This window comes from Phycicoccus flavus (genome assembly GCF_004025965.2).
Taxonomy (GTDB): Bacteria; Actinomycetota; Actinomycetes; order Actinomycetales; family Dermatophilaceae; genus Phycicoccus; species Phycicoccus flavus.
On the sequence record NZ_SAYU02000044.1, the window covers coordinates 1 to 13,682 of the forward strand.

A 13,682-nucleotide genomic window follows, 5' to 3' on the forward strand; every position below is an offset into this window, starting at 1 on the left:
CTCCCGCGGCTGCAGACGGTGACGGGTCCCCGTCGCGGCGCCGTCCTCACCGGCGCGCTGCACGGCGGCATCCACCTGCCGCTCATCCTCCTCGCGACGACGTACGACACCGACGGTCCGCGCTGGTCCGCGGCGGTCGGCGCCGTGCTCACCATCACCGGGGCGGGCGTCGTCTACGCCTGGCTGCGCGGCCGGTCCGGCAGCCTCTGGCCCGTGGCGCTGGCCCACGGCACGGCGAACACCGTCTTCGACGTCGCGGCCGTTGCCGTGGTGCCGACGGGGGCGGGAGGGCTCGCCCTCGTCGCCGGCGAGACCGGCGTCGCCACGTGGCTCGTCTGCGGGCTGGCCGCGGCCGTGCTGCTGTCCCGCTCCCCGGTGTGGGACCGACCGGCGGCGCGACCGTCCCCGGCGCCTGCCGCCGCGGCCGGTTCCGACCGGGCTCCGGCCGGCGTCTGAGGGGGCGGGGATGTCGCTCTCGGACTGCCTCCTGGACCTGCTCCTCGTCGCGGTCGTCGTCCGCCAGGTGCGCGGCCGGCCACTGACGACCCGCACCCTCGTGCTCCCGCTCGTCATCGTCGGCGTGGCCGCGGGCGAGTACCTGCGCTCGGTCCCCACGGCCGGCAACGACCCCTGGCTCGTGGCCGGCGGTGTCGTGGGCGGCGTGCTGCTCGGGACGGCGTGCGCGGCGCTGACCACGGTCGGCCGACGGGCCGACGGCGTCCTCGTGGCGACGACCTCGCTCGCCGGGGCGGCGCTGTGGGTCGTCGGGGTCGGGGCACGCACCGCCTTCGGTGCCGTCGCCGAGCACGGCGGTGGCGCCGCCGTCCTGCAGTTCGACCGCGCCCACGGCCTCACCGGGTTCGACGTGTGGACCGCCGCGCTGATCCTCATGTCGCTGGCCGAGGTCCTCTCGCGCAGCCTCGCGCTGGGTCTGCGCGGTCGGGCGGTCTCGCGCCGGGAGGCACGCGCCGCGGGCCCGGCCGCGCTCACCGGGTGAGGGCTCCGTCCCCGTCCGCTAGCCCGGCCGGGCGCCGGAGCGCAGGCGGGCACGGACGTCGCGCAACGCCGCGAGGTAGACGAGCAGCGAGAGCCCGACGAGGGCCGCCCCGACCCAGCCCAGCCCCGGCACCTCGAGGACTCCGAGCAGCCTCGACCCGACGAGGGCGCCGCCCGCGATCCCGATGTTCGTCGAGACGAGCACCCCGGCGGCCGAGGTCGACACCCCGAGCCCCCGGCCGATCTCCGGCAGCAGCCCGACCGGCAGCATCTCCGTGCAGATCGCGAAGAACACGCAGGCGGCGAGGAGAACGAGCGGCGCGCGCCGCGAGTCGGTCACGCCCCATCGTCGCACCGGGGCGGACGGCGGCGATCGTCACCGCATCCACACATGTCGCGCACCCGCCGCCCCCGTCGCAGGCCCTAGCGTCGGGCCCCATGATCAGCGTGCGGGGACTGACGAAGGACTTCGGCCGGGTGCGGGCGGTCGACGACCTGACCTTCGACGTCGCGCCGGGGACGGTGACCGGCTTCCTCGGCCCGAACGGCGCGGGCAAGTCGACGACGATGCGGATGCTGCTCGGGCTGGACCGGCCGACCTCGGGGACGGCGACGGTCGGCGGGCGGCGCTACGCCGAGCACGCCGCGCCGCTGCGCGAGGTCGGGGCGCTGCTCGACGCGTCGGCGGTGCACCCGGGCCGCACCGGCCGCACGCACCTGCGGATCGCGGCCCGCACCAACGGGATCCCGCTCGCGCGGGTCGACGAGGTCCTGGACCGGGTCGGGCTGACCGGCGCGGCCGGGCGCCGGGTCAAGGGGTATTCGCTGGGGATGCGCCAGCGGCTCGGGATCGCCGCGGCCCTGCTCGGCGACCCGCCGGTGCTGCTCTTCGACGAGCCGGTCAACGGCCTGGACCTCGAGGGGGTCCGCTGGATCCGGAGCCTGTTCCGCGAGTGCGCCGCCGAGGGGCGCACCGTCCTGGTCTCCAGCCACCTCATGAGCGAGGTGCAGCTGGTCGCCGACCGGGTCGTCATCATCGGCCGCGGCCGGCTCGTCGCCGACGCCGCGGTGGGGGAGGTAGTCGGGGCCGCCGGGCGCCGGGTGCGGGTGCGCAGCCCGCGCGCCGACGCGCTGGCGCGGCTGCTGGCGGAACGGGGTGAGGTGACCTCCGCCGGACCGGACGAGCTCGACGTCGTCGGGCTCACCGAGGCCGAGGTCGGGACCGCCGCGCACGAGCACGGGCTCCCGGTGCACCACCTCGCCGAGGTCGCCGGGTCGCTGGAGGCCGCGTACTGGTCGCTGACCGAGGGCGAGGTCGAGTTCCGTGGCGAGGACGCGGCCGCCCCGGAGCAGGAGGTGGCCGGATGACCGTCCTCCGGACCTTCGGCCGGACCGTCGCCGCGGAGTGGCTGCGCCTGGTGACGGTGCGCTCGACCTGGGTGCTCCTCGTCCTGCTGGCCCTCGCCGTCACCGCGCTGGGCGCGCTGGCGGGGTACGACGCCGCCCAGGGCGCGGGCTTCGACGCCCCGGCCCGCACGGCATGGGACGACGCCCGCTTCACCCTGCTGTTCCTGCTCTTCGGGCTCGTCGCGCTGTCCTGCGTCGCCACGGCGTCGGACTACGGCACCGGCGGCATCGTCCCGACGCTGCAGTGGACGCCCCGCCGCGGCGTCCTGCTCGCCGCGCGCACCGTCGTCGTCGCGGGGGTGTCGGTGCTGGTCGGCATGCTGCTGCTCACCGTCGCCGCCGCGCTGGTCGCCGTGCAGGCGGACGGGTTGGGGCTGTCGCCGGACGTCGGTGCCTCGACCCTCGGCGACACGGCCCTCGTCGTCGGCAGCGGCACCGTCATGGGGGTGGGGCTCGGGCTGCTCACCCGCAGCACGGCGGGCGCGCTCGTCACCGCCATCGGGCTGCTCGTCGTCCTGCCGCTGGTCCTCGGCAACCTGCCCTACGAGACGCTGCGCACGCTCGCCGAGCACCTGCCCGGCACCGGCGCCGTCGTCGTCGTCTTCGGCGAGGGGCCCTCCCCGGAGACCACCGCCGCGCAGGGGCGGCTCACGCTACTGGCCTGGGCGGCCGGCACGCTGCTGCTCGGCGGTCTGCGGCTCCTGCGCACCGACGCCACGCGCTGACCGTCCGCGGCCGCGACGGGCTCAGCCGCCGGAGGGCTCGCGCACTTCCTCGCGGTCGACGTCGCCCTCGAGCAGGTCCTGCGAGGCACGCGCCAGCAGCGGGTCCTCGACCTCGCCGGCGCGGACGCGGGCGACGAGGTCGCGGCGCATCCGCGGCTCCCAGAACTTCTTGATGTGGGTGGCGATCTCCTCGGCGGCCTTCTCCGGCGGCAGCGCCGCGAAGTTGCGGACGAGGTCGTGGCCGAGGCGGACGACCGGCGGGACGTCGCCGCTCACCGGCGGTGCCTCACGCCGGCGCCGGCCGGCATCGGGGTCGACGCCGCCTCCGGGGCCGCACCGGCCCGCGCCCGCGAGGCCTCGGTGACGACGGCGACCTGCACGGCCGTCACCTTGTACTCCGGGCAGTTCGTCGCCCAGTCCGAGTTCTCCGTGGTGACGACGTTGGCGCCGGTGACCGGGTGGTGGAACGTCGTGTAGACGACCCCGGCCGGCATCCGCTCCGACACCACCGCGGTGAGCCGGGTGGCGCCGACCCGCGAGGACAGCTCGACGACGTCGCCGTCGGAGATGCCGCGCAGCTCGGCGTCGGACGGGTGGATCTCCAGCACGTCCTCCGGGTGCCACGTCGAGTTCGGCGTGCGCCGGGTCTGGGCGCCGACGTTGTACTGCGACAGGATCCGCCCGGTGGTGAGCACCAGCGGGAAGCGGCGGTTGGCGCGCTCGGTCGTCGGGACGTACACCGTCGGGGTCAGCTGACCGAGCCCGCGGACGAACTCGCCGACGTGCATCGTCGGCGTCCCGTGGGGAGCGGCGTCGGTGACGGGCCACTGCATCGAGCCCTCGGCGTCGAGCCGGGCGAAGGAGACGCCCGCGAAGGTCGGCGTCGTCGCCGCGATCTCGTCCATGATCTCGGCCGGCGACCCGTACGACATCGGGTAGCCCATCGCCGTTGCGATGTCCCCGACGACCTGCCACTCGTCCCGGCCGACCCGCGAGGGCATGACCGGGCGCACCCGGTTGAGCCGGCGCTCGGCGTTCGTGAACGTCCCGTCCTTCTCCAGGAACGAGGTCCCGGGGAGGAAGACGTGGGCGAAGCGCGCGGTCTCGTTGAGGAACAGGTCCTGGACGACGACGAGCTCCATCGAGCGCAGGGCGGCCTCGACGTGCTGGGTGTTCGGGTCGGACTGCGCGATGTCCTCGCCCTGGACGTAGAGGCCGAGGAACGAGCCGCCGATCGCGGAGTCGAACATGTTGGGGATGCGCAGCCCGGGCTCGGGCTGGATGGTCACGCCCCACAGCGACTCGTAGATCGCCCGGACCTCCGGCCGCGACACGTGCCGGTAGCCCGGCAGCTCGTGCGGGAAGGAGCCCATGTCGCACGAGCCCTGGACGTTGTTCTGCCCGCGCAGCGGGTTCACCCCGACGCCCTCGCGGCCGAGGTTGCCGGTGAGCATCGCGAGGTTGGCCATGCCCATGACCATCGTCGAGCCCTGGCTGTGCTCGGTGACGCCGAGGCCGTAGTAGATGGCCGAGTTCGGCCCGGCCGCGTACAGCCGCGCCGCCGCCCGCAGGTCCGCGGCGGGGATGCCGGTCTCGCCCTCGGTGGCCTCGGGCGAGTGCTCGGGCCGGGCGATGAACTCCAGGTAGCCGTCGGCGCCCTCGGTCCGGGAGCGGACGAACTCCTCGTCGTGCAGGCCCTCGGTGACGATGACGTGCGCCATGGCGTTGACGAACGCGACGTTCGTGCCCGGACGCACCGGGAGGTGGTGGGCGGCCTCGACGTGCGGGCTGCGCACGAGGTCGATGCGACGCGGGTCGGCGACGATGATCCGGGCGCCGGCCCGCAGCCGCTTCTTCATCCGCGAGGCGAACACGGGGTGGGCGTCGGTCGGGTTGGCGCCGATGAGGAGCATGACGTCGGCCTGCTCGACGGACTTGAAGTCCTGGGTGCCGGCCGAGGTGCCGAAGGCGTGGTTCAGCCCGTACCCGGTGGGGGAGTGGCAGACCCGCGCGCAGGTGTCGACGTTGTTGTTGCCGAACGCCGCCCGCACCATCTTCTGGACGACGTACACCTCCTCGTTCGTGCAGCGCGACGAGCTGATACCGCCGATGGAGCCGACGCCGTACGTCTCCTGGATGGCCCGGAACCCGGTGGCGACCCGCTCGATCGCCTCGTCCCAGGAGACGACGCGCCACGGGTCGTCGATGGTGTCGCGGACCATCGGCTCGAGCTGCCGGTCGTCGTGGGCGGCGTACCCGTAGGCGAAGCGACCCTTGACGCAGGAGTGCCCCTCGTTGGCGCCGCCGTCCTTCCACGGCGTCATCCGCACGACGCGGGTGTCCTCGCCGGAGCCCTGCACCTCGGCCTTGAACGAGCAGCCGACGCCGCAGTACGCGCAGGTCGTGACCACCGAGCGGGTCGGCATGCCGAGCTGGACGACCGACTTCTCGGTGAGGGCGTCGGTGGGGCAGGCCTGCACGCAGGCGCCGCAGGAGACGCACTCCGAGCCGAGGAAGTCGGTGCCGCCGGCGCTGATGCGCGAGTCGAACCCGCGGCCGTCGACGGTGAGGGCGAAGGTGCCCTGGGTCTCCGAGCACGCCCGCACGCAGCGGGAGCAGACGATGCAGGCCGCGGGGTCGTAGTCGAAGTAGGGGTTGCTGTGGTCGGTGTGCTCGTCGAGGTGGCTCGCGCCGTCCAGCCCGTAGCGGACCTCGGCGACCCCGGTCTCCCGGGCCCACTTCTGCATCTCGCAGTTGCCGCGGGCGCAGCCGTCGCAGTCCGTCGGGTGGTCCGAGAGGTAGAGCTCCATGACGCCCCGCCGCAGGTCGCGGACCTGCTCGGTGGTCGTCGAGACGACCATGCCGTCGGTGCACGGGGTGGTGCACGACGCGGGTGTGCCCTTGCCGCCCTCGACCTCGACGAGGCACAGCCGGCAGGAGCCGAACGCCTTGAGCGAGTCGGTGGCGCACAGCTTCGGGATCTCGATCCCGACCTCGGCCGCGGCGCGCAGCACCGAGGTGCCGGCCGGCACGGTGACCTCCCGGCCGTCGATGGACACGGTGGCGGAGTCGGGCGACTGCACGCGGGGCGTGCCGTAGTCGGTCTCCTCCTCCGCGATGCGGGCGCTCTCGTCGGTCGTCGTCATGGCCGGGCTCCTCCGTCGGTGCTCGTGGCTGACTCTGGCATGTCGTCGGTGACGGCGTCGGCCTGCGCGGCCGGGACGCCGAAGTCCTCGGGGAAGTGCTCGAGGGCGCTGCGGACGGGCATGGGGGTGAGCCCGCCCATCGCGCACAGCGAGCCCTTGGTCATCGTCGCGCACAGGTCCTCGAGCAGGACGAGGTTGGCCTCGCGCTGCGTCCCGGCCCGGATGCGGTCGATGACCTCGACGCCGCGGGTGGAGCCGACCCGGCAGGGCGTGCACTTGCCGCACGACTCCTTGGCGCAGAACTCCATGGCGAAGCGGGCCATGGCCCCGGCGTCCATCGTGTCGTCGAACACGACGATGCCGCCGTGCCCGACCATGGCCCCGGCCTCGGCGAAGGCCTCGTAGTCCATCGGCAGGTCGAAGCGCGACGGCGGCAGGTACGCCCCGAGCGGCCCGCCGACCTGGACGGCCTTGACCGGCGCCCCGGACGCCGTGCCGCCGCCGAAGTCCTCGACGAGCTCGCGCAGCGTGATGCCGAAGTCGGCCTCGACGATCCCGCCCTGCGCGACGTTGCCCCCGAGCTGGAAGACCTGCGTGCCCCGCGACCTCCCCGTGCCGAGCGCGGCGTAGGCGGCGCCGCCGTCGGCGAGGACCATCGGGACCGCGGACAGGGTGAGGACGTTGTTGACGACCGTCGGCTTCCCGAAGAGCCCCTGGAGGGCGGGGATGGGCGGCTTGGCCCGCACCTCCCCGCGGCGGCCCTCGAGCGAGTCGAGCATCGAGGTCTCCTCGCCGCAGATGTACGCGCCCGCCCCGACACGCACGTCGAGGTCGAAGGCGTGCCCGCTGCCGAGGACCGACGCACCGAGCACGCCGTGGGCGTAGGCGATGTCGATGGCGCGGCGCAGGGTACGGATGGCGTGGGGGTACTCGCTGCGCAGGTAGACGAAGCCCTCGGTGGCCCCGGTGGCGGCCGCGGCGATGGCCATCCCCTCGATGAGGGTGAACGGGTCGCCCTCGATGAGCATCCGGTCGGCGAAGGTGCCGGAGTCGCCCTCGTCGGCGTTGCAGCAGACGAACTTGACGTCGGCCTCGGCGGTGCGGACGGTCTCCCACTTGATGCCGGCGGGGAAGCCGGCGCCGCCGCGGCCGCGCAGCCCGGAGTCGGTGACCTCCTGGACGACGTCCTCGGCGCTCAGGGTGAGCGCCCGCTCGAGACCGGCGAGGCCGCCGTGCTCCCGGTAGGCGGCGAGGTCGGTGGGCTCGATGACACCGACCCGGGTGTAGGACACCCGGTGCTGGCGGGCGAGCCACGGGTGCTCGTCGACGACGCCGACGCAGCGGCCGCCGTCGTCGAGGTCACCGGCGAGGAGCGCGCCGACGTCGCCGGGCTCGAGGTTCGCGTAGCCGACCCGGCCGCGGTCGGTCTCGACCTCGACGAGCGGCTCCAGCCACAGCATCCCCCGCGAGCCGTTGCGCCTCACGGTGGCGCCGGCGGCGGCCAGGGCGTCGGCCACGGCGTCCGCCCCGACCGAGACGGCGGCGGCGTCGCAGGGCACCCAGACGACCGGGCTCATGCCCGCCACCCCTCGGTGAGGGCGTCGAGGCGCTCGGGGGTGAGGCGTGCGTGGAGGGCGCCGTCCAGCGTCCCGGACGGGCCGAGGGCGCAGTTGCCGAGGCAGAACACCTCGCCGACCTCGACCTCCGTCGACGCGGCCCAGCGGTCGGTGGCGGCGGCGTACGTCGTCTCGGCCCCGCGCGCCTGGCAGGCCTCCGCCCGGCACAGCGAGACCCGGTGCGTGGTCGGCGGGGTGCGCCGGAAGTCGTGGTAGAACCCGACGACACCGACGACGTCGGCGCGGCTGAGGTTGAGGACGTCGGCGATGACGGGGACGTCGTCGTCGTGGACGTAGCCGTGCTCGGCGACGACGGCGTGCAGCACCGGCAGGAGCGGACCGCGCATGCCGGCCATCTCCTCGGCGAGCGCGCGGACGGCGGCCGCGCGAGCCGCGTCGGCCGGCGCGGGAGCGGGGGCGGGGGAGGGGCCTCGCTGGGGCACGTCGTCCACCTCTTCCTCGGGGTGTGGGCCTGCGCCGAGCGTACGGCGTCGACCCGCCTCCCGGCAGGGTCCGGACGTGCTCGACACTCCGCCCAGCGTGCCGTCTTGTTGTGCGAGACGCAACGGGTTGCGTGTGGCGCAACGAAGGGGCCAGGCCCGGCCGGCGCCCGTGGGCCCCGGCGGGGGCCCGCGGTCAGAGGTGGACGGGGTACTGCGGCTCCGGGACCTCGACGGCGATCCGGTCCTCGACGAAGATGCCGTGCCAGAGGAGCACGACGAGCACCGTCCAGATCTTGCGGGAGAGGTCGTGCGGGCCGGCGCGGTGCTCGTCGATCATCCGCAGCACGGCCTGCCGGTCGACGAGGTCGTCGGCCCCGGACTCCAGGACGATGGCGCGCGCCCAGTCGTACATCTCGTCCTTGAGCCAGTGCCGGATCGGGACCGGGAAGCCGAGCTTGGGCCGGTTGAGCACGTGCGGCGGGACGATGAGCTCCATGGCCCGGCGCAGCGCGAACTTCGTCGTCCCCCGGGTCAGCTTCTCCTCGACCGCCAGGCCGGCGGCGGCCTCGAGGACGACGGTGTCGAGGAACGGCACCCGCAGCTCCAGGCTGTTGGCCATCGTCATCTTGTCGGCCTTGACGAGGATGTCGCCGCGCAGCCAGGTGAACAGGTCGACGTACTGCATGCGGGTCGGGCCGTCGAGGTGGGTCGTCGCCGCGTAGTGCTCGGCGGTGACGTCGGCGTGCCCGACGGCGGGGTCGAAGGAGCGCAGGAAGCCCATCTCGTCGGGGCGGAAGATGCGGGCGTTGCCGTAGTACCGCTGCTCGAGGGTCTTGGACCCGCGGCGCAGCAGGTCCTTGCCGCGCACGCCCTCGGGGATGACCCGCGAGGCCCTGCCGAGCCCGCGCCGCACCGGGCCGGGCACCTTGTCGAACGGCGCGAGCGAGATGGCCTCGTGGTAGATCGTGTAGCCGCCGAACAGCTCGTCGGCGCCCTCGCCGGAGAGGACGACCTTGACGTGCTTGCGGGCCTCGCGCGCGATGAAGTAGAGCGGGACGAGCGCGGGGTCGGCCACCGGGTCGTCGAGGTACCAGACGATGAGCGGCAGGACGTCCATCATCTCCCGCGGCGTGACGACCTTCGTGACGTGCTCGACGCCGATGGCGGCCGCCGACTCCGCCGCGACGTCGATCTCGGAGTAGCCCTCGCGCTCGAAGCCGGTGGTGAAGGTCAGCAGGTCCGGGTTGTGCCGCTTGGCCAGCGCGGCGATGGCCGTGGAGTCGATGCCGCCGGAGAGGAAGGACCCGACGGTGACGTCGGCGCGCATGTGCTTGGCGACCGAGTCCTCGAGCGCCTCCGCGATCCGGCGGTACAGCGCGTCGGGGTCGGCGGAGCGGCGGGGCCGGAAGTCGGGGCGGAAGTAGCGCTCGGTGCGCAGCGGCCCGCCGGGGCGCAGGGTGAAGGAGGTGCCGGACTCGACCCGCTCGACGCCCTCGTGCAGCGTCGCTGGCTCGGGGACGTACTGCAGCTCCAGGTAGTGCTGCAGGGCCCGGGTGTCGACGGTGCGGCGCTGCGGGGCGAGGTCGAGCAGCACCTTCTTCTCGGAGGAGAAGAACGTGCCGCGCTCGTCGGTCGTCGTGAAGAGCGGCTTGATGCCGAAGGGGTCCCGGGCGCCGAACGCGACGCGCTCCTGGGTGTCCCAGATGACGAAGGCGAACATGCCGCGCAGCTGCGAGACGACCGCCGGGCCGAGGTGGTGGTAGCCGGCGACGATGGTCTCGGTGTCGCCGTCGGTGGAGAAGGTGGCGCCGAACTCCTCGGTGAGGCGCTGCCTCACCTCGAGGTAGTTGTAGATCTCCCCGTTGAAGACGATGCGGTAGCGGTCGTCGGCGTAGGGCAGCGGCTGGTGCGAGCCCTCGATGTCGATGATGGACAGCCGGCGGAAGCCGAGCACGGCGTCGTCGTCGGACCACACGCCGTCGTCGTCCGGGCCGCGGTGGCGCATGTCCGTGAGGGCCGCGGACACCCCGTCGACGAGGGCCGGGGCCGAGCCGTCCGGGGTGATGACAGCGAAGAGACCGCACATGGGGCCTACTCTTCCATCCCGGCGCGGGCCGCCGCGCGAGGCCGCCCCGACCCACCCGCGGTCGCCGCGTCCGCCCCGGCGACGGCGCGGATTAGGGGCCCCGGTACCCCCGCTGGTAACCTTGGGGACTGCCGTGAGATCGGCCGCGGACCCACAGAGCCCCGGTGAACCAGCCCGGGAGCGCCGCGCAGCAGACACCAGGAACAGGAGAGTCGTCGCCCCATGCCACTGAGCACCGACGTCAAGAAGCAGATCATCGACGAGTACGGCAGCGCCGAGGGCGACACCGGCTCCCCGGAGGTGCAGATCGCGCTGCTCACCCAGCGCATCAAGGACCTCACCGAGCACAGCCGCCAGCACGCGCACGACCACCACTCCCGCCGTGGTCTGCTGCTCCTGGTCGGCCGTCGCCGCCGGCTCCTGCGCTACCTGGAGAGCATCGACGTCGAGCGCTACCGCTCGCTCATCAAGCGGCTCGGCCTGCGTCGTTGAGACTTCCGAGAGGGCGGTCCTCACACATCCCGTGTGAGGACCGCCTTCTCGCATGAGCGGCCCCGGTCGCTCGCGAAGAACCCACAACTGAACACGGACCACCACCGGCGCCGCTCCGGCGCCGGGCGAAGGAACGCCCGCGCACAACGACGATGCGCGTGGCGGACATGACATGAGAAAAGGAGGGCCCATGGAGGGTCCCGAGATCACCGCCACCGAAGCCGTCATCGACAACGGAAGCTTCGGCACCCGCACCGTCCGGTTCGAGACCGGACGCCTGGCCAAGCAGGCCGGAGGAGCGGTCGCCGCCTACCTCGACGACGACACGATGCTCCTGTCCACGACCACCGCCGGGAAGCACCCGCGCGAGGGGTTCGACTTCTTCCCCCTGACCGTCGACGTCGAGGAGCGGATGTACGCCGCGGGCAAGATCCCCGGCAGCTTCTTCCGCCGTGAGGGCCGCCCGTCGACCGACGCCATCCTCACCTGCCGGCTCATCGACCGGCCGCTGCGCCCGACCTTCCGCAAGGGCCTGCGCAACGAGGTCCAGGTCGTCATCAGCGTCCTGTCCCTCAACCCGGACCACCAGTACGACGTCCTCGCCATCAACGGCGCCAGCGCGTCGACGCAGATCTCCGGTCTGCCGTTCTCCGGCCCGATCGGCGCCACCCGCGTCAGCCTCGTCGACGGCCAGTGGGTCGCCTTCCCGAACTTCAGCGACATCGAGCGCTCGACGTTCGACATGGTCGTCGCGGGCCGCATCGCCGGCGACGACGTCGCGATCATGATGGTCGAGGCCGAGTCCACGGAGAACACCTGGGACCTGGTCAAGACCGCCGGCAAGACCGCCCCCACCGAGGAGGTCGTCGCCGAGGGTCTCGAGGCCTCGAAGAAGTTCATCAAGGTCCTGTGCGAGGCGCAGACCGAGCTGGCCGAGAAGGCCGCCAAGCCGGTCGAGGAGTTCCCGATCTTCCTCGACTACGAGGACGACGCCTACGACGCGGTCGAGCAGGCCACCTCCGGTGACCTCGCGAGCGCGCTGCAGATCGCCGGCAAGCAGGAGCGCGAGGAGCGCATCGACGAGATCAAGGCGTCGATGAAGGACTCGCTCGGCGAGCGCTTCGAGGGCCGCGACAAGGAGCTGTCGGCCGCGTACCGCAGCGTGCAGAAGAAGCTCGTCCGCGAGCGCATCCTGCGCGACAAGGTCCGCATCGACGGCCGCGGCCTCGCCGACATCCGCGCCCTCTCCGCCGAGGTCGAGGTCCTGCCGCGCACGCACGGCTCGGCCATCTTCGAGCGTGGCGAGACCCAGATCATGGGCGTCACGACGCTGAACATGCTCCGCATGGAGCAGCAGCTCGACACGCTGTCGCCGACGACGCGCAAGCGCTACATGCACAACTACAACTTCCCGCCGTACTCGACCGGTGAGACCGGCCGCGTGGGCTCGCCCAAGCGCCGCGAGATCGGCCACGGGGCGCTCGCCGAGCGGGCCCTCATGCCGGTCCTGCCGACCCGCGAGGAGTTCCCGTACGCCATCCGCCAGGTCTCCGAGGCGCTCGGGTCCAACGGCTCGACGTCGATGGGCTCGGTCTGCGCGTCCACCCTGTCGCTGCTCAACGCCGGGGTGCCGCTGCGCGCCCCGGTCGCCGGCATCGCGATGGGCCTGGTCTCCGCGGAGGTCGACGGGCAGACGCAGTACGCGGCGCTCACCGACATCCTCGGCGCCGAGGACGCCTTCGGCGACATGGACTTCAAGGTCGCCGGCACCCGGGAGTTCGTCACGGCCATCCAGCTCGACACCAAGCTCGACGGCATCCCCGCCGACGTGCTGGCCGGCGCGCTGACCCAGGCCCGCGACGCCCGGTTCCACATCCTCGACGTCATGAACGAGGCCATCGACGCCCCGGACGAGATGTCCCCGTACGCCCCGCGCGTCATCTCGGTGAAGGTGCCGGTCGACAAGATCGGCGAGGTCATCGGCCCCAAGGGCAAGATGATCAACCAGATCCAGGAGGACACCGGCGCCGACATCTCCATCGAGGACGACGGCACCGTCTACATCGGCGCCACCGACGGCCCGTCGGCCGAGGCCGCCCGCGCGGCGGTCAACGCGATCGCCAACCCGCAGATGCCGGAGATCGGCGAGCGCTTCCTCGGCACCGTCGTGAAGACGACGACCTTCGGGGCGTTCGTCTCGCTGCTGCCGGGCAAGGACGGCCTGCTGCACATCTCCGAGGTGCGCAAGCTCGTCGGCGGCAAGCGGATCGACGCGGTCGAGGACGTCCTGGCCGTCGGCCAGAAGATCCAGGTCGAGCTCAAGGAGATCGACCCGCGCGGCAAGCTGAGCCTCGCCGCGGTCCTCGCCGAGGGCGAGGGTGGCTCCGACGCCGAGGTCCCGGCCCCGGCGCCGGCGGCCTCCGACGACGCCGACCCGGTCGACGACGTGGATGACGAGGACGGCGACGACGAGGGCGGCGAGCGCTCCGAGCGCGGCGACCGTCCGCGCCGCAACCGTCGCCGTCGCGGCGGTCGTGGCCGGGGCGAGCGCTCCGACGAGGGCGCGAACGCCGACGCCTGACCCGAGGCGACGCGCCCGCGCGTCCGCCCGACCCGGAGCCCCGGTGCACCTCGCGTGCGCCGGGGCTCCGGCGTCCTGCGGGCACGGCCGGTGGGGGACAGCGGCCCGTTGGTGCCACCCCGGCGGCGCGTCGTGGGCTACCGTGGGCGGACAGCGCGGCCGGGGGAGACGGCCGCCGACCTGGGGGTTT

General features: G+C 73.4%; 12 protein-coding genes. 6 read left to right on the plus strand and 6 right to left on the minus strand.

Going from position 1 to position 13,682, the window contains the following annotated elements:
* A partial coding sequence (locus tag EPD83_RS13190; protein ID WP_165566690.1) for a CPBP family intramembrane glutamic endopeptidase occupies positions 1–456 on the plus strand: 456 nt, incomplete at its 5' end.
* 10 nt (positions 457–466) lie between these two features.
* A complete protein-coding gene (locus EPD83_RS13195) occupies positions 467–997 on the plus strand; it encodes a hypothetical protein (protein WP_164896594.1) in 531 nt (176 codons plus the stop codon).
* Between the two features lie 18 nt (positions 998–1,015).
* Here EPD83_RS13195 and EPD83_RS13200 read toward each other — a convergent pair whose 3' ends face one another.
* Complete coding sequence (locus EPD83_RS13200) at positions 1,016–1,336, minus strand: hypothetical protein (protein ID WP_128367619.1); 321 nt, start codon at positions 1,334–1,336, stop codon at positions 1,016–1,018.
* Positions 1,337–1,434: 98 nt separating this feature from the next.
* Here EPD83_RS13200 and EPD83_RS13205 point away from each other — a divergent pair, with 98 nt between their 5' ends.
* Both EPD83_RS13205 and EPD83_RS13210 read left to right on the plus strand, forming a co-directional pair.
* The gene (locus EPD83_RS13205) at positions 1,435–2,364 is read left to right on the plus strand and encodes an ABC transporter ATP-binding protein (RefSeq protein ID WP_128367620.1); all 930 of its coding nucleotides are present in this window, start codon (positions 1,435–1,437) and stop codon (positions 2,362–2,364) included.
* Positions 2,361–3,128: a hypothetical protein gene (locus EPD83_RS13210; protein ID WP_165566691.1), complete on the plus strand. Its 768-nt coding sequence runs from the start codon at positions 2,361–2,363 to the stop codon at positions 3,126–3,128. The genes EPD83_RS13205 and EPD83_RS13210 overlap by 4 nt, the downstream gene beginning before the upstream one ends.
* Before the next feature lie 21 nt (positions 3,129–3,149).
* Here EPD83_RS13210 and EPD83_RS13215 read toward each other — a convergent pair whose 3' ends face one another.
* From EPD83_RS13215 to asnB, 5 genes are all read right to left on the minus strand, one after another.
* Entirely contained in the window at positions 3,150–3,404 is a 255-nt protein-coding gene (locus tag EPD83_RS13215) for a formate dehydrogenase subunit delta (RefSeq protein ID WP_165566692.1), read from the minus strand.
* Positions 3,401–6,274, minus strand: coding sequence for a formate dehydrogenase subunit alpha (fdhF, locus tag EPD83_RS13220; RefSeq protein ID WP_128367651.1), 2,874 nt, complete (start codon positions 6,272–6,274; stop codon positions 3,401–3,403). Before fdhF ends, EPD83_RS13215 begins: the two co-directional genes overlap by 4 nt.
* Complete coding sequence (locus EPD83_RS13225) at positions 6,271–7,851, minus strand: NADH-ubiquinone oxidoreductase-F iron-sulfur binding region domain-containing protein (RefSeq protein WP_165566693.1); 1,581 nt, start codon at positions 7,849–7,851, stop codon at positions 6,271–6,273. The genes fdhF and EPD83_RS13225 overlap by 4 nt, the downstream gene beginning before the upstream one ends.
* Positions 7,848–8,333, minus strand: coding sequence for an NAD(P)H-dependent oxidoreductase subunit E (locus EPD83_RS13230; RefSeq protein ID WP_235950584.1), 486 nt, complete (start codon positions 8,331–8,333; stop codon positions 7,848–7,850). Before EPD83_RS13230 ends, EPD83_RS13225 begins: the two co-directional genes overlap by 4 nt.
* A 193-nt stretch (positions 8,334–8,526) precedes the next feature.
* The gene (gene asnB, locus EPD83_RS13235) at positions 8,527–10,419 is read right to left on the minus strand and encodes an asparagine synthase (glutamine-hydrolyzing) (RefSeq protein WP_165566694.1); all 1,893 of its coding nucleotides are present in this window, start codon (positions 10,417–10,419) and stop codon (positions 8,527–8,529) included.
* 222 nt (positions 10,420–10,641) lie between these two features.
* Between asnB and rpsO the strand changes: the two genes are divergently transcribed.
* Entirely contained in the window at positions 10,642–10,911 is a 270-nt protein-coding gene (gene rpsO, locus EPD83_RS13240) for a 30S ribosomal protein S15 (protein ID WP_128367133.1), read from the plus strand.
* 190 nt (positions 10,912–11,101) lie between these two features.
* Complete coding sequence (locus EPD83_RS13245; RefSeq protein WP_165566695.1) at positions 11,102–13,492, plus strand: polyribonucleotide nucleotidyltransferase; 2,391 nt, start codon at positions 11,102–11,104, stop codon at positions 13,490–13,492.
* Positions 13,493–13,682 lie beyond the last annotated feature (190 nt).